The organism is Streptosporangium sp. NPDC002544, from assembly GCF_040295965.1.
Taxonomy (GTDB): Bacteria; Actinomycetota; Actinomycetes; order Streptosporangiales; family Streptosporangiaceae; genus Streptosporangium.
Map to the genome: position 1 here is coordinate 1 of NZ_JBEOWJ010000001.1, position 21,058 is coordinate 21,058.

The window sequence follows — 21,058 nt, forward strand, 5'->3', positions numbered from 1 at the left end:
GGGGCCGCCCCCGGGCCCCCCGGGGCCCCCGGTCGCGCGGTGTGGGCCCCCCCCCCGCCGCCCCCCCCCCCCCCCCCCGCGGGCGGGGGCCCCCCCACGACAGGACACGAACCCTCCCGGCCGAAGTGGACAGGCGTTCCAGAGCCGGTGGGAACGGCTGTGTTCCTCAGGCCGCCGTGGCCTGCTCGGCCGCGGCGGCCACCTGCTTCAGCACGGTGGGCAGCCTCTCGGTGATCTCGCTGTCGTCGACCGGGTGGGTCTCGGCGAAGCGGACGATGGAGCCGGGGATCGAAAGCCTGACGTCGTCGAGGACGGTGCCGCCTGCGATGCCGATGGCCTTGCGTGCCTCGTCCTGAGCCCACACGCCGCCGTACTGGCCGTACGCCGTGCCGACGACCGCCACGGGCTTGCCCACGAAGGTGCCGGAGCCCATGGGACGGGAGTACCAGTCGATCGCGTTCTTCAGGACGGCCGGAATCGTGCCGTTGTACTCGGGCGAGAAGAGGAGGAAGGCATCGGCCCGCCGACCGGCCTCGCGGAGCTTCAGGGCGGCCTCGGGAACGCTGCCCTCGACGTCGATGTCCTCGTTGTAGAACGGGACGTCGGCGAGACCCTCGCAGATCTCGACCTCGACGCCCTCGGGGGCGAGTTTGACGGCCGCTTCGGCGAGCTGCCGATTGTGCGAGGCGGCCCGGAGGCTGCCGACGAGGGCGAGGATGCGGACGGACATGAAAACTCCTATTGGAGGCAAAACGGTCATTTGTGGACAATCGTCCCGAAAGTAGATGTACCACATAAGCGGACTACGGTCCACTTGCGGCCGGGCGCGCTATGCTGGGCAGATGACCCGACCCCCCGCCCCCACTCAGGTCGCATCGCCCCCGATGCGGGGGCTGCCTCTGGCGGACGAGCGTCATCAGGAGCGTGCCGACGCGGCACGTAACCGGATGCGCCTGCTTGAGGCCGCGTCCCGGCTGGTGGCGGAGCGAGGCGCGGAACACGTGACGATGGAGGCCGTCGCCGTCGCCGCCTCGGTCGGCAAGGGCACGGTCTTCCGTCGTTTCGGCGACCGAGTGGGTCTGATGCGCGCCCTGCTGGACCACGCGGAGCGCGAGTACCAGGAGACGTTTCTGTCCGGTCCCCCTCCGCTCGGGCCCGGTGCGCCGGCGGTGGAGCGGCTTGAGGCGTTTGGTGTCGCGACCCTTCGTCATCTGATGAAGTACACCGACCTGTACCTTGAGGCGGAGCAGTGTTCCAAGCGTCGTTACGCCGTTCCGGCTCGTGCGGTCCGCGTCACGCATGTGGCGGTCCTGCTGCGCGAGGCCGGCGTCACCGGCGACATCGAGCTCCTCGCGGAAGCGCTGCTCGGCTACCTGGACACGGCGCTCATCGACTATCTGCGCAGTGAACGCAACCTGTCCGCGGAGCGCCTCGAGGCGGGCTGGGTGGAATTCGTCGCCCGCGTGACGCGCCGGTAGGCCTTGCCCGAGTGTGGCTTTCGCGAGTGCCGGGCCGGCGGCGGTGAAGTGCCTCCAGCGGCGTTGATCGCGATCAACAAGCCGCAACAGGGATCAGGCCCTCGAGAACGCCCACGGAGACCGCGTGGCCGAAAGCCCTGACATGTCCGCCGAGCCAGGGCGACTCCGGCGGGGGGCCGAGTGCGCCGACCGGATACTGATCTACGACGAGCGACACCTCCGGTCGGGTGCTCGGCGCGCATGTCGATCACCGCACCGATCCCGCCGTAACGACCACCCGATCACGAAGAACGGGGCAAGCCGTCGTGCTGGTGGAGGGCCGGATCGGGCGCCGGGGAGTGATCAACGAGTGTCGCGAACCGCATACCTCCAGTTCAGGCCATGTGCGATGAGTTTCGAAGCGGTACGGGCGCTGCGCCGCCGTGTGTAAAGCAAGCAATTGCTTGACATTTGTGCCACTGCCTTTTAAGGTCGAGATGTCCAGGCTGGCTGGTTCTGCCACCCGGCTCTGCTCAGCCTCGCTCTGAGCTCGGACGCCCTCGATCGGCTGGTGAACACGGTGAATCGATCACCGATCTGGAAGTGGCGGGATGGTTGCTGTGACTGATGAGCGCTCTGTGTCAGGTGAGTTGTTCCGTTCGGTGTTCCGGCGCCATCCGGCGGGGGTCACCGTGGTGACGCTCGGGTCACCGAGCGGACCTGTGGGGTTCACCGCGACCTCGGTCGTCTCGGTGTCGATGGACCCGCCGCTGCTGTCGTTCGCGATCGCACAGACCTCGTCGAGCCTGGCGGCGCTCTCCAGGGCCGAGAGCGTGCTCATCCACTGGCCGGAGGCCGGGCAGTCGGACCTGGCGACCCGCTTCGCGCGCAGCGCGCAGGAACGCTTCAGCGACCCGGAGATGTGGACCGCCCTCTCCTCCGGCGAACCGTTGCTGCACGGGGTCGCGACCTGGGTGAGGTGCCTGCTCACCGAGCGCGTCCAGGCCGGCGACCACACGATCGTGATCGGCCGGGTGGTGGAGGCCTGTATGAACGGTGGCGGCGACAACGCCCCGCTGGCCTACCTGGACGGCCGCTACCACGAGCTCGTGCCGATCGGCACCCCCTGATGGACCTCGGACTCGCGGGAGCGCGTGCGGGCATGGGCATCGGGCGGGCGATCGCCCGTGGGCCGGCGGAGGGGGCCGGGTCGCTCCCGGTCGCCCGCCGCGGTGACCTACCGGAACATGTCGCCGGCGACATCGCCGCTGAGACCATCCACATCGACGGTGGCATGCACCGCCACGCCTGATCGCAGACCGTGTCCGGCCCGGTGCACGCGAGCGCCCTCCCGGCCCGGCCGGGAGGGCGCTCGCGCGTTCGCGCACCGTCAGCCGAGGTCCCTGCGCGGGTACCGCTCGAACCGCTCGGGCAGTGGGAACGCGGGCTGCGCCGAGGCGCCGGCGACCCGCACCTGGCGGGTGTCCAGCAGCCAGCCCTGCTCCGACCGCACCAGCGTGTCGGTGTACCGCCCCCAGACGTGCAGCTGCTCGCCGCTCTCCACGCTCTCGTGCCAGGCGTAGACGTAGCTGACGGCCGATGCGGACGAGTCGCCGGAGAAACCCACCCGGATGTTCGATGCGTGGTGGTTGGTGGCGCGGTACCGGCCCAGCCGGTCGGTGAAGAGGGCGTGCAGCGTCTTCTTGCCGGTGAAGACCGCGCCGTTGCCGTAGTCGAACGAGGCGCCTTCGGTGAAGAGGCCGGCCAATTCGTCCACCTCGCCGCGGTCCACCAGGTCACAGTAGGCCAGCAGCACCTCGGTGACGGCCTCCTTGTCGGCCAGCCGCCGCAGCGACTCCTCGGTGAGACCACTCATCGGGCCACCTCCTCCACTCTGTTCTCCGCTCCGTCCGCGAACCCGCGGAGGATCTCAGCCAGCCGGTCGTCGTCGTCCACCGGCCATGGATGGTAGGAGGAGATCCGGTCCAGGCGGCCGGAGAACCGCTCCTTGCAGAGCTTCGGCATCTCCTCGGGCCGCCCCAGGACCGCGATGTGCCCGAGGAGGGTGTCGTCGATCAGATCGCCCATCCTGGCCCACTCGCCCGCGCGGGACAGCGCCTGTAGCTCGGGCTGCAGCTCCTCGTACCCGACCGAGGCGAGGACTCCGCGGTAGGCCGGGGTGGAGGCGTAGAAGGCGATCTGCTCCTGGGTCTTGCGCTTCATCTCTTCGAACTGCTCCTCGGTGTCACCCATCACCATGAAGATGGGGCAGTACAGCGAGACCTCCGACCGGTCGCGTGAGGCCGTCTCCATGCCGCGCCGCAGCGCGGGCAGGGTGACCTCGTCCAGGTAGGCCGTGGTGGTCATGCCGTGCAGGATCAGGCCGTCGCACAGCTCCCCGCCGAGTTCGGTCATCCTGTCCCCGACGGCGGCGATCATCACGGGGATGGCCAGGTCGTGGTGGGGCGGCGTGAACACCGGCGACATGAGGGTGTGCCGGTAGTGGGTGCCCTCGTAGTTCAGCTTCGACCCGGTGCGCCAAGCGGTCCAGATCGCGTTCATCGCGGTGAGGAAGTCGCGCATCCGCGCCACCGGGCTGCTCCACGGCATGGAGAAGCGCCGCTCGATGTGTGCCTGGATCTGGGTGCCCAGCCCCATGACGAATCGCCCGCCCGACAGTGCGGCCAGATCCCAGCCCAGGTAGGCGGTGGACATCGGATTGCGGGCGAAGGCGACGGCGATGGCGGTGCCGACCGTGGTCGTGGTGGTGGCGGTGAGGGCCGCCTGCGACTGCAGGAAGGCGTCGGTCACGCTCTCGCTGGCCCACAGGCCGTCGAAACCGACCCGCTCGGCCCGTGTGGCGATCGGGCCGCACACGGCGGCGGAGGAACCGATCATCCCGAGATCGATCTTCATCTGGCGTCCTTCGGTAGTCCCAGTACTCTCTCGCCCACCGCGTTGCGGAGGATCTCGTCGGTCCCGCCGCCGACCCGCAGGCCGGGCAGCCCGAGGGTCAGTTCCGACCAGGCGAACGTCCCCCACTCGCCGGTGTCGGCGATCATCGCGGTGCCGAGCACGTCGGAGGCGATGTCGCCGGCCCTGCGCAGCAGATCGACGAGGATCAGCTTCGACAGGGCGAGCTCGGGCCCCGGCACTCCGCCCTTGGCGGCGGCGAGCAGCCGGGTCGTGGTCTCGCGCGCCGCCCAGCTCCGGATGTGCAGGTCGGCCAGGGCGTCGCGGACGCGGGGGTCCCCGGCGGCGCCGGTGTGCCTGACCAGGTCGACCAGGCGGAACAGCAGCGCCTCGTCGATGCCGCTCTCCAGGCCGATCGCGCCGCGCTCGTTGAGCAGCACGTCGACCACCACCCGCCAGCCCTGGTCCACCTCGCCGAGGCGGTGGTCGTCGGGCACGTACACGTCGGTGAGGAACACCTCGTCGAAGGAGGCGCCGCCGGTCAGCTGCCGGATCGGGCGGATCTCGACGCCGGGGGCCCGCATGTCGACCAGGAAGGTGGACAGGCCGGCGTGCTTGGGCGCGTCGCGGTTCGTACGCGCGATGCACAGCCCCAGGTCGCTGTAGTGAGCGCCGGAGCTCCAGACCTTCTGCCCGTTGAGGATCCATCCGTCGCCGTGCCGCTCCGCCCTGGTGCTGAGGCCGGCCAGGTCGGACCCCGCGCCCGGCTCGGAAAAGAGCTGGCAGGCGAGGAGCCGGGCGCTCCTGAGGCGGTGCAGGTATGTCTGCTTGAGGAACTCCGAGCCATGCTTCAGCAGCGCGGGGCAGAACGTCGAGACGCTGAATCTCGTGTAGCCGTCATCGGGCAGGTCGTACCGGGACTCCAGCTCGCGGAACCCGGTCGCGTAGTGCGTCGGTAGCTCGCGCCCGCCGTAGGCGGCCGGGCCGTCGATCCAGGCGAGCCTCGCCCGGTCGAGGGCGGCGCGGTAGTCCTTGAGACGGGCGATCTCCTCCTCCTCGCCCTCGGCCCGCTCGGCGACGACGGAGACCCGGTCGTCGCCACGGCCCCAGACCGCTTGACCGGTCTCATCGGAGCGGCGGGTGGCGTAGGAGTCGAGGAACGCGACCACCTCGCGGTGGAATTCGTCCTCGTCGGGTAGCCGGTTCATGGTCCTCCAACGGTTCAGCCCCGTCAAGCGTTTGCTTCAGCTGTTCGGGGCTGGCTATGCTAGCAAAGCAAATGCTTGATTTACATGCTTCGTGGGGTGAGCATCCGCCCGGCCCGGGACCAAGAGGAACCTTGATGATCGGAATCACCGCCTACGGCGCCTACATCCCGGCCTACCGGCTCGACCGGAGTGAGATCGGCAGGTCTCTCGGGCTTCCGGGGCTGAAGGGCACCCGTTCGGTGGCCTCGCACGACGAGGACAGCACGACCCTCGCGGTGGAGGCGCTGCGGCGCGCCCTGCGGCGGTCGCCCGGCTTTCTCCCAGCCGAGCTCTGGTTCGCCAGCTCCCGCCCCGCCTACATGGAGCGGAGCAACGCCTCGGCGGTCGCCATGGCGCTCGGCCTGCCCGAGGAGCTGGCGGCCTTCGACGCGTGCGGCTCCATTCGGTCCGGCGCGGGCGCCTTCCGCGCGGGCCTCAGGGGCGCCGGAGCCGTCGTCGCCCTGGCCGACCTGCGGTACGGACTTCCCGGTTCCGAGGACGAACTGTACGGCGGAGACGCCGCCGCGGCCTTCGCGATGGGGGAGAACCCGGTCGCCGAGCTGCTGGGCAGCGCGGTCCGCACCATGGAGCTGCTGGACCGCTGGCGCTCCCCGGGCGCGCTGCGCACCCGGTCCTGGGAGGAGCGCTTCGGCGTCGACGAATACCTGGAGCTGATCGAGGCGGTGACCGCGGAGGCGGCCAAGGAGGCAGGGCTCGAACCGTCCGAGATCGACCACGTGGTGATCAGCGGCCCGCACCTGCGCGCCGTACAGGCCGCGCGCAGGCGCTTCGGCGCGGACCAGCTCGCGGCCGGCCTGGCCGATGACACCGGCTACGCGGGCACCGCGGACTTCGGGCTGCGGCTCTGCGCCGCGCTGGACCGGGCCGAGCCCGGGCAGACGATCCTGGCCGTCCTGGCCGCGGACGGGGCCGACGCGTTCGTGTTCCGCGCCACGCCCGAGCTCGGCGCGTTCCGCGCGGCGGGTGCCTCCCCGGTGTCCTCCACGGTGTTCCCGCTTCGGTACGCCGACTACCTCACCTGGCGGGGCGTGCTGGACCGGGAACCGCCGCGGCGTCCCGAGGTCAAGGCTCCCGCCCCGCCGGCGTCGTGGCGGACCATGCGCTGGAAGTTCTCCTTCACCGCGGCCCGCTGCACCGCCTGCGGGACCCGCAACCTCCCGCCGCGGCAGGTCTGCCTCGGCTGCGGGGCCGTCGACCAGGGCGAGCCCGCGCCCATGCGGGACCTGCTGGGCACCGTCGCGACATTCACCGACGACTGGCTCTCGGAGTCCGTGCAGCTGCCGGCCAAGGCGGTGGCCGTCGACTTCGACGGCGGTGGCCGGTTCGAGTTCGAGATGACCGACGCCCCCGGGCGTGAGGTGGCCATCGGGGATCGGGTCGCGCCTGTCTTCCGGCTCGCGAGCGTGGCGTCCAACGAGATCCGCAACTACATCTGGAAGGTTCACCCCTACAAGGAGGAGTCCTGATGCCCGCCCACGCTCTACAGAACCCGGTGGCCATCGTAGGCATGAGCTGCACCAGATTCGGCGAGCTCTGGGGCCGGTCGGTGGACGACCTCCTGGTCGAGGCGACCCTCGGCGCCGTGCGGAGCGTCCCGGGCCTGGAGCTGGGCGACGTGGACGCCTACTGGCTGGGAACGATGACCTCCGGCGTTTCCGGCCTCACCCTGACCAGACCGATGAATATCAGCAACCGGCCGGTCACCCGGGTCGAGAACATGTGCGCCACCGGATCCGAGGCGTTCAGGAACGCCTGTTACGCGGTCTCCTCCGGCGCCTATGACACGGTGATGGCGGTGGGCGGGGAGAAGCTGAAGGATTTTGGTTTCTCCGGGCTGGAAATGCCCAGCGTGCCCAATGACGGTACGCCGCCGAATCTGAGCGCGCCCGCCATGTACTCGATGATCGTGCCGTCGTACGCGCGGCGTTATGGGATTTCCGAGGAACAGGTCAAAGAGGCCATGACGCACATTGCATGGCGAAACCATGCCAATGGTGCACTAAACCCTCGGGCGCAGTTCCGTAAGAACGTCTCCAAGGAGGTCATCGCTCGCGCGCCGGCGATCGCCGGCAGGCTCAGTGTCTTTGACAGCTCCGGTGTCGCGGACGGCGGTGCGGCGGCGATCATCGTCCGGGCCGAGGACGCGCACAGGTACACCGACCGTCCGCTGTACGTGCACGCGCTCGCGCTGAGCGCGGGGGCCGCGACCGGGCGCAACGACGACCGGTACGACTACTGCGATCTGCCCGAGGTCGTCCACTCCAGCCAGACCGCCTACGAGCAGGCCGGCATCACCGACCCGGCCGGCCAGATCTCGCTGGCCGAGGTGCACGACTGCTTCACACCGACCGAGCTGGTGCTGATGGAGGAGCTCGGCTTCTCGGCGCGCGGACAGGCGTGGCGGGATGTCCTGGCGGGTCGCTATGACCTGGGTGGCGCGCTGCCGGTCAATCCGGACGGGGGGCTGAAGAGTTTCGGCCACCCTGTCGGCGCGAGCGGCCTGCGGATGCTCTTCGAGATGTGGCAGCAGTTCCGGGGTGAGGCCGGTGAGCGCCAAGTCGCGAATCCCGCCTTCGGACTAGTGCAAAATCAAGGAGGTAGTCCCGGCGCGCTCGTGAGCGCCGTCTCGATCGTGTCCAGTCAGGCACCCTGAGTCGGCGTGATATACGCGCCTGAAGATTTCGCCCCATGTTCAGTTGAGGTAGGACGAGTCGATGACCCCTCCAGGAAAGACCACCAAGAGCGTTTCCCAGACACGGCGAAGGTCGATGGGATCGCCCGCCGGACAGGCGCGTAAGGAAAGCGTTCTGCTCGCCGCCTCCAAGGTCTTCGCCGAGAAGGGCTTCGCCAACGCGACAGTGCGGGACGTGGCCGACGAGGCGAACATGCTTTCGGGGAGCCTCTACTACTATTTCGACTCCAAAGAGGCGATCGTCGAGCAGGTGCTCGTCGACTACCTCGGCGTGATCATCCGGGAATACCAGTCCGCGGTGGCGGAGGCCGCCGATCCCTCCGAGGCGCTGACCGGGCTGATGGCGAGGGCGCTGCGAAGCCTGGTCCGCAACCGCAACGAGGTCCTGATCCTGCAGAACGACTGGTCCTACGTGCAGGACTTCCCCTCCATCGTCGAACGCCAGCATGAGGTCGAGCGGATCTGGATAGACGTCATCCAGGCGGGCATGGACAGCGGCGCGTTCCGCGGCGAGTTCAGCGCGCGGATGGTCTACCGGACCGTGATGGGCGCCGTCCAGGCGGTCATCCGCTGGTTCGACCCGGCGGGTTCCGTGACCATCGACGAGCTGATCGAGATCGAGACCGTGCTGCTCCTGCGCGGCGTGCAGGTCCCGTGAGCCGCTGACCTCGCTGACCGGGCGGGGCAGGGGGCCTTCCCGTCGCTCCCCCCCGGGCCGCGTTCGGTGGCTCCGGAATCGGATCGCGGCAGTCCGGGAAGAAAATGAAGCAACTGCTTGCTTGAAATAGTGAAAGGACACGCATGCGGGTGGACGCAGACCTCCGTGCAGAGTTCGGGGACACCGTCGGGCGGTTTCTCGATGCCCACAGTCCGGCCGAGGTCAGCCGCGTCTCCCGCGGAGGGGCCGAGGAGCCGCTGTGGCAGGCCTTCGCCGAGGAACTGGGCATCCTCGGCCTTTTGCTGGACGAGGACGCGGGCGGCCAGGGCGGGTCGATCGCCGACCTGGGCACGGCGCTGATCGAGGCCGGACGGGTCGGGCTGCCGGCATCGCTCCTCGTGACGGCCGGCCTGGCGGTGCCGCTGCTGGGGCGGGCGGGCGTCGACCGGAATCGCGGCCTCCTGGACGAGATCGTGGCCGGGCGCGCGGTCGTGGCCCTGGCGCTGCACGAGGACTCCGCAGGGACCGACCTCGCCTCCCCGGGCACCGAGGCGGAGCGTGCGGACGGCGGCTGCCGGGTCTCCGGGCTCAAGCGATTTGTCGCCGCGGGTGGAGAGGCGACGCACTTTGTCGTCCTGGCCCGCGCCGCGGGAGCCGCCGCGCCGCAGGAAGCCTGCCTGGTGCTCGTCGAGCGCGGCGCCGGCGGCCTCGCCGTCGAGCCGATGAAGGCGCTGGACGACAGCCGGGACCTGGCAGTGCTCAGGATGGACCGCGTCCCCGGGCGCGTGCTGGCCGAGGGGGCCGAGGCGGCCGCCCTGGCCTCTCGGGCGTTCACCGAAGGGGCGCTGCTGACCGCGGCGGACGCTCTGGGCATCGGCGAGCGGTGCCTGTGGCTGGCCATTGACTATGCCAAGACGCGCACCCAGTTCGGGAGGGCCATCGGGTCCTTCCAGGCGATCAAGCACAAGCTGGCCGACATGTACGCGGAGACGCAGTCGGCGAGGTCCGCGGTGGAGTCCGCGCTCGACCAGGCCGCCGCCGCGGAGCCGGGCTGGGAGAACGCCGCCTCCATGGCGAAGGCGCGAGCCTCGGACGCGGTGCTGCACGTGGTCAGGGAGGCGATCCATGTTCACGGCGGGATCGGGTTCACCTGGGAGCACGAGCTCTCCCACCACTTCCGACGGGCGTTGACCGACTTCTCCCTCTTCGGCACCCCCACGTACCACCGCGAGATCGTCGCCCGGAACCTCGGAGTCTAGATATGTCCGATATGCCGTCCAGCGTCGTCCTGCGTGAGGTGGGTCCGCGCGACGGGCTCCAGAACGAACTCCCGGTGCCCACCATCCGCAAGGCGGAGCTGATCGCGGCACTGGGCACGACCGGTCTGTCGCGTATCGAGGCCGTGGCGTTCGTCCACCCCAGAGCCATCCCGCAGATGGCGGACGCCTCCGAGGTGTGGGGCGCGGTGGAACCGGTCGCGGGCATCGAGTACTCGGCGCTGGTGCCCAACCTGCGCGGGGCGCAGCGTGCCCTGGCCGAGGGCTTCACCGACCTGGAGATCATGGTCTCGGCGTCGGAGACGCACAACCTGCGCAACGTGAACCGCACCCCGGAGCAGTCGCTCGACGGGATCGCCGAGGTCATCGACTTCGCCCACGGCAATGGCGCCAGCTGCCAGGTGATCGTCGCCACCGCGTTCGGCTGCCCCTACGAGGGTGAGATCGCAGCGGAGCGCGTCGCCGCGTTCGCGCTGCGCGCCGTCGCCGACGGGGCCGACTCGATCTGCTTCGGCGACACCACGGGGATGGGCTCGCCGCCCCGGGTGCGCCGGATCGTGGGCCTCTTCCGCGACCAGGCGCCCGATGTCCGGGTCGCCCTGCACTTCCACGACACCCGGGGCACCGGCATGGCCAACCTGGTCGCGGGCCTGGAGTCCGGCGTCACCGAGTTCGACGCGAGCGTCGGCGGCCTGGGCGGATGCCCCTACGCCCCGGGGGCGAGCGGCAACATCGCCACCGAGGAAGCGGTCTACCTGCTCCAGGAACTGTCCGTGGACACGGGCGTCGACCTGGACGCGCTGCTGGAGGTCGCCGACCTCGCCCAGCGGATCGTCGGCCGCGAACTGCCGTCGCGCCTCCTCAAGGCGGGCCCGCGATCCCGGCTCGCCGCATCCTGACCCCACGTTGACCGGACCGGAGAACAGCATGCCCCTGGACCCCGCCTACATCGGCAGTACGGTCGGCCCTTTCGAGATCGAGTGGACCGCCCGCGAGTCGCTGCTGTACGCGCTCGCCGTCGGAGCCGGGGCGCGGGACCCGGGCGGCGAGCTCCAGTTCACCACGGAGAACAGCACCGGCGTCCGACAGCAGGTCATCCCGAGCTTCGCCGTGCTCATCGGTCATATCGGCGGACTGCCCGAGGTCGGCTCCTACGACCCCGGCAAGGCCGTCCACGCCGAACAGCACTTCCTGCTGGAGCGCCCGTTGCCTCCCGAGGGCAGGGCGGTGTCCACGACCACGGTCACCGACATGTGGGACAAGGGAAGGGACGCCCTGCTCTGGACCGAGACCCGCACGGCCGACGCCGCCACCGGGGAACCGCTCGCGGTCTCCCGCTCCTGCGCCTACCTGGGCGGGGCCGGCGGCTTCGGCGGGGAGCGCGGCCCCCGGTCGGAGTGGGCGGCGCCGGACCGCGAGCCAGACGCCGTGGTGAGCATGCCCACCCGGCCCGACCAGGCGCTCCTGTACCGGCTCACCGGGGATCGCAACCCGCTCCACTCCGATCCGGTCTTCGCCGGGAAGTACGGGTTCCCGCGACCGATCCTGCATGGCCTGTGCACCTACGGCTTCACCGCCCGCGCCATCGTGAACGGGCTCTGCGACGGGGACGCCTCCCGGTTGAGGGGCATGTCAGGGCGCTTCAGCCGACCGGTGACGCCGGGGGACACCCTTTCTGTGGCGCTCTGGCGTGACGGCGCCGACGTCCGTTTCCTGACCTCGACCGAGGAGGGCGGCACGGTCATCGACCGCGGCGGCGCCCTTCTGGACGTTTGACGGCGGCACCGGCCACCGAAGGCCAGGGGGAACAGGCCTCCCGACCGCCACTCCCACCGAAAAACCGCGTTGACCTCTTGCTTTTCCAATATCACGTCTCGCATAATCAAACAGTTGCTTTAAAGCAAGCGTTTGCTTTAAAGGCGGGGGTCCGGTTGTTGGGGGCCTAGCCCAGGAGGGTAAGCAGTGTCTCGTCTCAAGAGTGCAAGGAGAGGTTCGAGCCTCGCTGTCATCAGCGCGGCCCTCTCCGTCATGATGATTCTCACGTCGTGCGGTTCGTCGGGTGGCAGTGGGCCGGACGAAGGCCAGGTCTACAAGGTGGGCTTCCCCGCCCTGCTCAGCGGCGCCGCCGCGTTCGCGGGCAAGCCCATCGCAAACGGTGCCGAGCTCGCCGCGGAGGAGATCAACCAGACCGGGTTCCTCGGCGAAGGCGCGACCGTCGAGCTGAAGGTGGAGGACATCAAGTCCGACCCGGCCAAGGCGATCGCCCTCTACCGGCAGTACGTCGCCGACGGTGCGTCCGGTGTGCTGTGTTGCGGCCTGTCCAGTGAGGCCGGGGCCCTGGCGCCGGTCATCAGGCAGAGCAAGACGCCCGGGGTCGTCACCTCGGCGATCCTGGACGGGCTCGCCTCTCCGCCCGACCTGTTCCGCCCCGTCATCCTGCCGTCCGCGCCGGGCGGCGTCTACGACAAGTTCGTCGACAACATGGTGAAGGCGGAGGGCTACAAGACCGCCGTCCTGGTCGTCAACGGCGACAACGACGCCATGGTCGCCGACGGCAAGGTCTGGAAGAGCGCGATGGAGCGCAACGGCGTTCAGGTGCTCGACACCGTCTCGACCAGCGCCGCCGACCGGGACTTCACCGCGCCCGCCGCGCAGATCGAGGCCAAGAAGCCGGACGTCGTCATCAGCAGCATGCTCGGCCTGTCGTCCTCGCTGCTGGCCAGGTCGCTGCGCGAGCGCGGCTACGACAAGCGGATCCTGTCCAGCTACGGTGCCTCGGGCCCGGTCCTGTTCGAGACCGGCGGGGCCGGCCTGAAGGGCCTCGCGTTCGCCACCCCCTTCGCCGCGGGTCATTCGGCCAATGAGACCGCCAAGAAGTTCACCGACCTCTACACCAAGAAGTTCGGCGCCGAGCCCGACATGTTCGCGGCCCAGGGCTACACCGCGATGTGGCTGCTGGCGGAAGGCCTCAAGAAGTCCGGCGACCCGTCGCCCGAGGCGGTCGGCAAGGCGCTGTCGCAGATCACCACCCAGGACACCGTCTACGGCCAGCTCCGTTACGAGAACGGCCAGGCGGTCCTGGACGATCCCGGTGTCTACCTCGAGTGGACCGGCGACGGGAAGCTCACCCTGCTGAACCCCGCAGGCTGAGCTCCGAGAGGGGAGGAACGTTCCAATGGAGTACGGCGTAGCGTGCGACATCACGGTCGGCGGGCCCGGCCTGCCCGGTGAGATCGAGGCGGCCGCCGCGGCGGCCGAGGCCGCGGGCCTCGCGTCGTGGTGGGCGGTCGGCGACCGAGAGCAGATCGGTGGCGGACACGACGCGGTCCTCGGGCTGCAGTGCGCGGCCCGGGCGACCGGTTCGATCCGCCTTGGGCTGAGCGGGGACATCCTCTCCGTGCGGGGTCCGGCACTGCGGGCCAAGCAGGTCGCCACGCTGGACTGGTTCGCCGGCGGCAGGCTGGAATACGGGCTGGACCTCGGGGAGGTGCCGCTCGCTCTGGGCGGCGCCCCCGGCGGGGACACGCTTGGCACGACGTCGGAGTACCTGGCGGCGATGCGGGCCCTGTGGTCGCAACGCCGTGCCTCCCACCAGGGCGACCGCGTCGCGTTCAGCGGCGCGATCGCCCTGCCCCGGCCGGTCGGCGGCGGACCCGGCATCCATGTGCGTCACGGCGGCGAGGACGTGCTGCGGCTGCTGGCCCGCGAGGCGGACGGGTGGCTCGGCTGGCTGCTGACGCCCGCCGACCTCCCCGGCGCCCTCGCCCTGCTTGCCAGGACCCTCGGTGACGCGGGTCGCGACCAGGGCGAGGTCAGACGCACCTGGTTCGTCCCCGAGCAGGAGATCGGTCCGGCGCGCGAGCTGCTGACCCGCGACCCCTCCATCCGGGTCGACGAACTGGTCGCGGTCTACGGCGACCTGCCCTCGCCCGAGCGGCTGCGCGCCCTCGCCGGGGCCTGACCCGGCCCCGCGCGAACCTCACGCGTGCGCCCTCGCACGACGGCTTGAAACGGCTCTCCACACGACGACGAGATCGGAAGGAGCGGCGATGGAGATCGGTCTGGTGGACCTGTTCGACGGGTCCGCGCAACGGGACCTGGCATATATGCGCACGTTCGCGCTGACCGCCGAGGCGGCGGGCTTCTCTGCGCTGTGGCTGCCTGAGCACCTGGTCTTCTTCGAGGAGTACGAGTCGGCCTACCCCTACCCGGCCGCTCCCAGCTCGGCCAACCCCGAGGTGGTCGAGGTCCACAGGTACGGCGACGCCGCCGCGACCGCGCCCCGGGTGGAGGCGGCCCAGGAACAGGGGCTGCTCGACGTGCTCCAGGCGGCCGCCGAACTGTGCCGCCACACCACGCGGCTGCGCGTCGGCTCCTCGGTGCTGCTGCTGCCGATGCGCGACCCGCGCCTCCTGGTCAGGGAACTGGCCACACTCGACCTGTTCACCGGCGGGCGCTTCGACATGGGGGTGGGGGTCGGCTGGTCGGCGGAGGAGTTCGCCGCCGCCGGGGTACCCTTCGCCGAGCGCGGCGCCCGGTGCGAGAGCAACCTGGCTCGCGTCTCCGAGCTCTGGGGCCGTACCGGTGGCGAGCCGGGGGTGCCCGCCATGCCCGACACGGGCCGGCCGCTGCCGCGCATCCTGGTCGGCGGCCATTCGAAGGCGGCCATCCGCCGCGCGGCCAGGTACGCCGGCGGCTGGTATCCGTGGAACCTCACCACCGGGGACTTCTCCCGCCACCTGGCCGAGGTCGAGGCGGGGCTGCGGGAGAACGGCCGCTCCCGTGAGGACTTCCACGTCGTCGCCGGCCTCCGGTTCCACGGCGCCCTCGCCGAGCTGCGCCCGATGGTGGAGCGCTACCTCGAACTCGGAGCGAACGGAGTGAACCTCTCCCTGCGCATGACACCCGAGAACTATGGAGATGTAATGCACGAGATCTCGCAGGCACTGGGGCTTGCGGTATGAGCTTGCGAAACGGTGCCGCCGCGCCCGACACCGAGGCGTTCCGCGCGCAGGTGCGCGGTTGGCTGGAGGAGCACGTGCCGCGCGGACCACTGGGGTCCTGGACGAGCCCGGAGGGGTTCGAGCAGCACCGGGAGTGGGAGCGAGTGCTCTTCGAGGGCGGCTACGCGGCGATCGACTGGCCCGAGGAGTACGGCGGCCGCGGCGCCGACCTCTTCCACACCATCGCCTTCGCCGAGGAGTACTACCGGGCCGGGGCGCCCGCCCGGGTCAACATGGGCGGCCTGTACCTGCTCGGCCCGATCCTGATGCGCTACGGCACGGAGGAGCAGCGCAGGCGCTGGATCCCGCGGCTGCTGTCCTGCGAGGACATCTGGTGCCAGGGGTTCAGCGAGCCCGATTCCGGCTCCGACCTGGCCTCGCTGCGCACGCAGGCGGTCCGCGAGGGCGACGAGTTCGTCGTCAACGGCCAGAAGACCTGGACGTCGTTCGGCGGCTTCGCCGACTGGATATTCGCGCTGGTGCGCACCGATCCCGAGGCGGGCAGGGAGAAGAAGCACCGGGGGATCACCTTCCTCTGCGTCGACCTGCGCTCCCCCGGGGTGGAGGTCCGCCCGCTGGCCATGGTGGACGGGACGAAGGGCTTCGCCGAGGTCTTCTTCACCGACGTCAGGGTGCCCGTCGCGAACGCGGTGGGGGAGATCGGCGACGGCTGGCGGGTCGCGATGTCCACGCTCGGCTTCGAGCGCGGCGCCGTCTTCGGCGACCACGCCAAATACTCCGCCGACGTCGAGTCGTTCGCGGAGCTGGTGCGGGCGCGTGGCCTTGATGACGACCCGCTCGCCCTGGACGAGCTGGGGCGGCTCTTCGTCGAGACCGAGGTGTACCGGGCCAACGTCTACCGGCTCGCCGAGCTGTCGGAGAACGGCGTCAACCTCGACCTGCAGGCCAGCATCAACAAGCTGTACTGGACCGAGACGCAACACCACATCTTCGCCGCGGGCCTGGACCTGATGGGCGGGCTCGGCACCATGGGCGGCGGCTCGTCCGTGGTGCGAGAGGCGCTCACCCCACAGGCCGCCCGCGTCTGGGCGGACTGGCACCACCGGTACTGGTACGCGCGCGCCGCCATGATCTTCGGGGGGACCTCCGAGATCCAGCGGAACATCATCAGCGAACGCCTCCTGGAGCTGCCGATGGAGCCCCGACGATGACCACACCTGCGATGAACATTCCGCTCGACGAAGAGCAGCGGGAACTCCTCGAGGCGACCCGCCGGCTGCTGGAGGAGCACGCGGGCGAGGACCACCTGCGCCGGTGCCTGGACGCAGGCGCCGCCCACGACGCGGAGCTGTGGGGGCGCCTGGCGGACCTGGGCCTGACCTCGGTCCTGCTGGACGAGCGGTGGGGCGGGGTGGGCCTGGCGGAGCACGTGCTCGCGCCCGTGCTGCACGTTCTGGGGGAGTTCGCCGTGCCCGAGCCCTTCCTGGAGACCGCGGTCGTGGCCGGCCCGCTGATCCAGGAGGCGGCGCCCGAGGATTTCGCGGCGGCCTGGCTGCCCCGCATCGCCTCCGGTGACGCGCTGGTGGCGGTCTCGTTCGGTGAGCGCACCCCCGTCGCGCTGGAGGCCGGCCAGGCCGACCTGTTGCTCGTCTGCGAGAGCGGTGGCGTACGCGCACTGGAGAAGGGGGCGTTCACCGCGGAGTGGCAGGAGGCGGTCGATCCGCTCTATCCGCTCTACCGGGTCGCCTGGGACGCCGCGGACGGGCAGGTGATCAGCCGGGATGCCGCCGCGGTCGAACGGGCCTGGACACGGGCCGTGGCCGGCGCCGCGTGCCTGCTCACCGGCGTGAGCCGGCACCTGCTCGACGTGACGGTCGACTACGTGAAGGTGCGCAGGCAGTTCGGCCGGCCCGTCGGATCGTTCCAGGCGGTGAAACACAAGCTGGCGAACGTCGCCACGGTGGTGGACCTGGCGGGTGCCGCCTCGATGGCCGCGTTTCGGGACACCGGCGCCCCGGACGCCGCCGTGCGGGCCGCGGTCGCCAAGGCGTACGCGGGGGAGGCGGCGAAACCGGCCGACCTGGAGGCGCTCCAGTTGCATGGCGGGATCGGGTTCACCTGGGAGTACGGGTTGCAGTTCTGGCTCAAGCGTTCGATGTCGCTGTCCGCCGCCTTCGGGACCGCCAGAGAGCACCGGCGCGCGCTCGCCGAGATGGTGGTCGCCCGTGCGGGAGGGCGGCGATGAGCACCGGGGACCTGGGGTTCTGGCGGATCGCCGAGCGCTTCCCCGATCGGATCGCCGCCGTCGCGCCGGACGGCTCATCGGTCACCGCGGGTGAGCTGCTGGCCCGGGTGAACCGGATCACGCGGCTGCTGCGCGGCCTGGGCCTGCGGCCCGGCGACCGGGTGGCGCTGGTGGCCGCGAACGAGATCGCGGCCCTGGAGACGGTCCTGGCCTGCCAGCAGGCCGGGTGGTACCTGATCCCGGTCAACACCGCGCTCAGCGCCGGCGAGATCGCGTACATCATGGGCGACTGCGCGCCGGGCGCCGTGGTGACCTCCCCGCGGTACGCGGACACCGTGTCGGCCGCGCTCGACGAGGTGGGTCTCGCCGGGGAGCGGCGCTTCTCCACCCTGCCCGCCGAGGGGTTTCGCCTGCTGGAGGAGGCCGCCGCCCCGTTCTCCGCGGACCGGGTCGAGGACCGCGTGTCCGGTGCCTTCATGGCCTACACCTCGGGCACCACGGGCCGTCCCAAGGGCATCAGCCGGGCGCTGGCCGGTGGCGACCCCGATGATGTCCTCGGCGCCGGGGCGCTCTGGCAACTGGGCATGTTCGACGTCGAGCCGCTCGGAGACGGCACCCATCTGGTGACCTCCCCGCTGTCGCACACCGCCGTGAACGGGCTGGCCCTGGCGTCGCTGCACCTGGGGCACCGGGTGGTGCTGATGGAGCGGTTCGACGCGGCCGGGATGCTCCGGCTCATCCAGGAGGAGCGGGTGACCACGACGCACGTCGTGCCCACCCAGATGCACCGGCTGCTCGCGCTCGACCCCGAGGTACGCGCGTCGTTCGACGTGTCGAGCATGCGCAACCTGATCCACGGTGCGGGCCCCTGCCCGCCCGCGGTGAAGCGCGGGATCATCGACTGGTTCGGCCCGGTGGTGTACGAGTACTACGGCGCCAGCGAGGCCGCGGGAACCGTCATCGACTCCCGCGAGTGGCTGGCCAGGCCCGGCAGCGTCGGCAGGGCCCAGCCCGGCGCCGGTGTCCGGATCATGGACGAGCACGGGCGCGAGCCGGGTCCGGGTGAGAAGGGCCGGGTCTACCTGGAGATGGGCCCCAGGGCCTTCGAATACCACGGCGACCCGGAGAAGACCCGCTCAAGCGTGACCGACGGCTACGTGACGGTGGGCGATCTCGGCTACCTCGACGAGGACGGATACCTCTTCCTGCTCGGCCGGACCGCCGAGGTCGTCGTCTCCGGCGGGGTCAACGTCTACCCGGCCGAGGTGGAGGCGGCGCTGCTGGAGCACCCCGACATCGCCGACGCCGCTGTCATCGGCATCCCCGACCAGGAGTGGGGCGAGATCGTCTGCGCGGTGGTCCAGCCCATGGACGGGGCGCGTGAACGCGCCGCCGAGCCGGACTTCGGCGACGAGATCATCCGGTTCTGCCGGGAGCGGATCGCGCGGTTCAAGGTGCCCCGCCGGATCGAGACGGTGGAGACGCTCCCGCGCGGCGCCAACGGAAAACTCCGCAAGCACCTGCTGCCCCAGGCGGCGAAAGGAGCCGGCGAGCCCTCCGGCGGGCCGGCGGAAACGGACGGGAGGCGATCCGGATGAGCACGAAACCCCTGCCGCTGCCCACCCCTGACACCGCGGGCTTCTTCGAGGCCGTCGACGGGGGTGAGCTCAAGGTGCCGCGCTGCCGCGAGTGCGGCGACTTCTTCCTCTATCCGCGCGCGTACTGCCCGGCGTGCATGTCGGACCAGGTCGCGCTCGAACCGGTCTCCGGCGTGGCCACGCTGGAGTCGTACGTGGTCAACCACCGCGCCGCGCCCGGGTTCGAGGGCGAGGTGCCGTACGTGGTCGCGCTCGTCAGGCTGGCCGAGGGGCCCAGACTGCTCGCCACCGTCACCGGAGCCGGTGAGGCGGGGAGCGGGCTCGTCATCGACGGTGAGCTCGAAGTGGTCTTCGAACAGCGGGGTGAGCGGAAGGTCGTCGAATTCCGGCCAAGAAAGGATGAGGGATGAGCCTCCGAGGCAAGATCGCCATTGTCGGCGCCGCCGAGACGGACCGTATCGGCAAGGTCCCCGACATGTCCGCGCTGGAGCTGCACGCCCAGGCGGCCGTCAACGCGCTGCGCGACGCGGGCCTCACCGCGGCCGACGTCGACGGCGTCGCGTCCGCCGGTGAGTCTCCGATCGACGTGGCCGACTACCTGGGAATCGTCCCGGAATATCTGGACGGCACGAACGTCGGCGGCAGTTCGTTCATGCTGCACGTGCGGCACGCCATGGCCGCCATCGTGTCCGGGCTCTGCACGACCGTGCTGGTCACGCATGGTGAGTCCGGGCGCTCCCGGGTGGGCATGGTGCCGTGGGCGCCCGCGCCGCAGTCGTACATGGCGCAGTTCGAGGTCCCGCACGGCCCGATCGGGGCGCCGTCGCTGTTCCCGATCGGCGTACGCCGCTATATGCACACGTACGGGATGACCAGGGAGCAGTTCGCCATGGTCCCGGTCGTGCAGCGCCAGTGGGCGGCGGGTAACCCCCGCGCCAGGCTGCGCGACCCGATCACCGTCGAGGACGTGCTCGCGTCGCCCGTGATCGCCGACCCCGTCCACCTGCTGCACTGCTGCCTGGTGACCGATGGCGGTGGCGCCCTGGTGCTGACCTCGGCCGAGCGGGCCCGCGACCTCGGCTCCGCGTCGCCGCCGGTCTACGTGCTGGGCGCGGGGGAGTCGAGCGAGTCCTCGGTCGTCTCCGGGCTGCGCGACCTGACGTCGTCCCGCGCCATCGAGATGGGCGGGGCGGCCGCCATGCGGCAGGCCGGGATCTCGCACGACGACGTGGACCATCTGATGATCTACGACGCGTTCGCGCACGTTCCGGTGTACGGACTGGAAGACCTCGGTTTCGTGAAGCGGGGCGAGGCGCCGGCGTTCATCGCCGAGGGGAACACCGCGCCCGGTGGGTCGCTGCCGATGAACACCAACGGCGGCGGGCTCTCCTACACCCACACCGGCATGTACGGCATGTTCGCGATCCAGGAGTCGGTGCGCCAGGTCCGCGGAACGGCGGCGGCGCAGGTCCCCGGGGTCGATGTCAGCCTCGCCACCGGGGTCGGCGGCATGTTCATGAGCTCGGGCACGCTGGTCCTGGGCAGCGGCCGTACGCTCTGATCTGCGGCTCGGGCACGCTGGTCCTGGGCGGCGGTTGCATGCTCTGAGCTGCGGTGTGTGAATGAGTTCGGGCACGCTGGTTTTGGGCGGCGGTTGCATGCTCTGAGCTGCGGTGTGTGCATGAGTTCGGGCACGCTGGTTTTGGGCGGCGGTTGCATGCTCTGAGCTGCGGTGTGTGAATGAGTTCGGGCACGCTGGTTTTGGGCGGCGGTTGCATGCTCTGATCTGCGGTGTGTGAATGAGTTCGGGCACGCTGGTTTTGGGCGGCGGTTGCATGCTCTGAGCTGCGGTGTGTGAATGAGTTCGGGCACGCTGGTCCTGGGCGGCGATCGCATGCTCTGAGCGGTGGCGCGTGCGGAAACGGCGGGGGCGGGCACCGAACGGTGGGCGCCCCCCCCCCGTTCCCCCAGACGCCGGGGCCCTAT

21 protein-coding genes are annotated in these 21,058 nt (G+C 70.6%); 17 read left to right on the plus strand and 4 right to left on the minus strand.

What is annotated here, in order from left to right:
• Window positions 1–166 precede the first annotated feature (166 nt).
• The gene (locus tag ABT061_RS00005; RefSeq protein WP_350910960.1) at window positions 167–730 is read right to left on the minus strand and encodes an NADPH-dependent FMN reductase; all 564 of its coding nucleotides are present in this window, start codon (window positions 728–730) and stop codon (window positions 167–169) included.
• A gap of 112 nt (window positions 731–842) precedes the next feature.
• Between ABT061_RS00005 and ABT061_RS00010 the strand changes: the two genes are divergently transcribed.
• From ABT061_RS00010 to ABT061_RS00020, 3 genes are all read left to right on the plus strand, one after another.
• Complete coding sequence (locus ABT061_RS00010; protein ID WP_350910962.1) at window positions 843–1,478, plus strand: TetR/AcrR family transcriptional regulator; 636 nt, start codon at window positions 843–845, stop codon at window positions 1,476–1,478.
• A 617-nt stretch (window positions 1,479–2,095) separates the two neighbouring features.
• Window positions 2,096–2,587, plus strand: coding sequence for a flavin reductase family protein (locus ABT061_RS00015; RefSeq protein ID WP_350910964.1), 492 nt, complete (start codon window positions 2,096–2,098; stop codon window positions 2,585–2,587).
• Window positions 2,587–2,769: a hypothetical protein gene (locus tag ABT061_RS00020; RefSeq protein ID WP_350910966.1), complete on the plus strand. Its 183-nt coding sequence runs from the start codon at window positions 2,587–2,589 to the stop codon at window positions 2,767–2,769. Before ABT061_RS00015 ends, ABT061_RS00020 begins: the two co-directional genes overlap by 1 nt.
• Window positions 2,770–2,847: 78 nt before the next feature.
• Here ABT061_RS00020 and ABT061_RS00025 read toward each other — a convergent pair whose 3' ends face one another.
• The 3 genes from ABT061_RS00025 to ABT061_RS00035 are packed head-to-tail and all read right to left on the minus strand — an operon-like array spanning window position 2,848 to window position 5,578.
• Window positions 2,848–3,333, minus strand: coding sequence for a nuclear transport factor 2 family protein (locus ABT061_RS00025; RefSeq protein ID WP_350910968.1), 486 nt, complete (start codon window positions 3,331–3,333; stop codon window positions 2,848–2,850).
• Window positions 3,330–4,373, minus strand: a complete 1,044-nt coding sequence (locus tag ABT061_RS00030) for a TIGR03617 family F420-dependent LLM class oxidoreductase (RefSeq protein ID WP_350910970.1) — start codon at window positions 4,371–4,373, stop codon at window positions 3,330–3,332. The genes ABT061_RS00025 and ABT061_RS00030 overlap by 4 nt, the downstream gene beginning before the upstream one ends.
• Complete coding sequence (locus ABT061_RS00035) at window positions 4,370–5,578, minus strand: acyl-CoA dehydrogenase family protein (protein ID WP_350910972.1); 1,209 nt, start codon at window positions 5,576–5,578, stop codon at window positions 4,370–4,372. The genes ABT061_RS00030 and ABT061_RS00035 overlap by 4 nt, the downstream gene beginning before the upstream one ends.
• A 134-nt stretch (window positions 5,579–5,712) precedes the next feature.
• On the opposite strand from ABT061_RS00035, the gene ABT061_RS00040 reads away from it, so the two are divergent.
• The 14 genes from ABT061_RS00040 (at window position 5,713) to ABT061_RS00105 (ending at window position 20,633) form a co-directional block, all read left to right on the plus strand.
• A complete protein-coding gene (locus ABT061_RS00040) occupies window positions 5,713–7,104 on the plus strand; it encodes a zinc ribbon domain-containing protein (protein ID WP_350910974.1) in 1,392 nt (463 codons plus the stop codon).
• The gene (locus tag ABT061_RS00045; protein WP_350910976.1) at window positions 7,104–8,291 is read left to right on the plus strand and encodes an acetyl-CoA acetyltransferase; all 1,188 of its coding nucleotides are present in this window, start codon (window positions 7,104–7,106) and stop codon (window positions 8,289–8,291) included. The genes ABT061_RS00040 and ABT061_RS00045 overlap by 1 nt, the downstream gene beginning before the upstream one ends.
• A gap of 61 nt (window positions 8,292–8,352) precedes the next feature.
• The gene (locus ABT061_RS00050) at window positions 8,353–8,988 is read left to right on the plus strand and encodes a TetR/AcrR family transcriptional regulator (protein ID WP_350910978.1); all 636 of its coding nucleotides are present in this window, start codon (window positions 8,353–8,355) and stop codon (window positions 8,986–8,988) included.
• A gap of 143 nt (window positions 8,989–9,131) precedes the next feature.
• Window positions 9,132–10,247 (plus strand): acyl-CoA dehydrogenase family protein, encoded by a 1,116-nt coding sequence (locus ABT061_RS00055; protein WP_350910980.1) that lies wholly within the window; start codon window positions 9,132–9,134, stop codon window positions 10,245–10,247.
• Between the two features lie 2 nt (window positions 10,248–10,249).
• A complete protein-coding gene (locus ABT061_RS00060) occupies window positions 10,250–11,164 on the plus strand; it encodes a hydroxymethylglutaryl-CoA lyase (protein WP_350910981.1) in 915 nt (304 codons plus the stop codon).
• A gap of 28 nt (window positions 11,165–11,192) precedes the next feature.
• Window positions 11,193–12,041 (plus strand): MaoC/PaaZ C-terminal domain-containing protein, encoded by an 849-nt coding sequence (locus ABT061_RS00065; protein ID WP_350910983.1) that lies wholly within the window; start codon window positions 11,193–11,195, stop codon window positions 12,039–12,041.
• Between the two features lie 252 nt (window positions 12,042–12,293).
• Window positions 12,294–13,415 carry an ABC transporter substrate-binding protein gene (locus tag ABT061_RS00070; RefSeq protein ID WP_350910985.1) on the plus strand — a complete coding sequence of 374 codons (1,122 nt, stop codon included), beginning with the start codon at window positions 12,294–12,296 and terminating at the stop codon, window positions 13,413–13,415.
• 25 nt (window positions 13,416–13,440) lie between these two features.
• A complete protein-coding gene (locus tag ABT061_RS00075; RefSeq protein WP_350910987.1) occupies window positions 13,441–14,226 on the plus strand; it encodes an LLM class flavin-dependent oxidoreductase in 786 nt (261 codons plus the stop codon).
• Window positions 14,227–14,314: 88 nt separating this feature from the next.
• Window positions 14,315–15,229, plus strand: a complete 915-nt coding sequence (locus ABT061_RS00080; RefSeq protein ID WP_350910988.1) for an LLM class flavin-dependent oxidoreductase — start codon at window positions 14,315–14,317, stop codon at window positions 15,227–15,229.
• The gene (locus ABT061_RS00085) at window positions 15,226–16,440 is read left to right on the plus strand and encodes an acyl-CoA dehydrogenase family protein (protein WP_350910989.1); all 1,215 of its coding nucleotides are present in this window, start codon (window positions 15,226–15,228) and stop codon (window positions 16,438–16,440) included. Before ABT061_RS00080 ends, ABT061_RS00085 begins: the two co-directional genes overlap by 4 nt.
• Entirely contained in the window at window positions 16,437–17,474 is a 1,038-nt protein-coding gene (locus ABT061_RS00090) for an acyl-CoA dehydrogenase family protein (RefSeq protein WP_350910990.1), read from the plus strand. Before ABT061_RS00085 ends, ABT061_RS00090 begins: the two co-directional genes overlap by 4 nt.
• A complete protein-coding gene (locus ABT061_RS00095; protein WP_350910991.1) occupies window positions 17,471–19,072 on the plus strand; it encodes an AMP-binding protein in 1,602 nt (533 codons plus the stop codon). Before ABT061_RS00090 ends, ABT061_RS00095 begins: the two co-directional genes overlap by 4 nt.
• Complete coding sequence (locus ABT061_RS00100) at window positions 19,069–19,482, plus strand: Zn-ribbon domain-containing OB-fold protein (RefSeq protein ID WP_350910993.1); 414 nt, start codon at window positions 19,069–19,071, stop codon at window positions 19,480–19,482. The genes ABT061_RS00095 and ABT061_RS00100 overlap by 4 nt, the downstream gene beginning before the upstream one ends.
• Window positions 19,479–20,633, plus strand: a complete 1,155-nt coding sequence (locus ABT061_RS00105; protein ID WP_350910995.1) for a thiolase C-terminal domain-containing protein — start codon at window positions 19,479–19,481, stop codon at window positions 20,631–20,633. Before ABT061_RS00100 ends, ABT061_RS00105 begins: the two co-directional genes overlap by 4 nt.
• Window positions 20,634–21,058 lie beyond the last annotated feature (425 nt).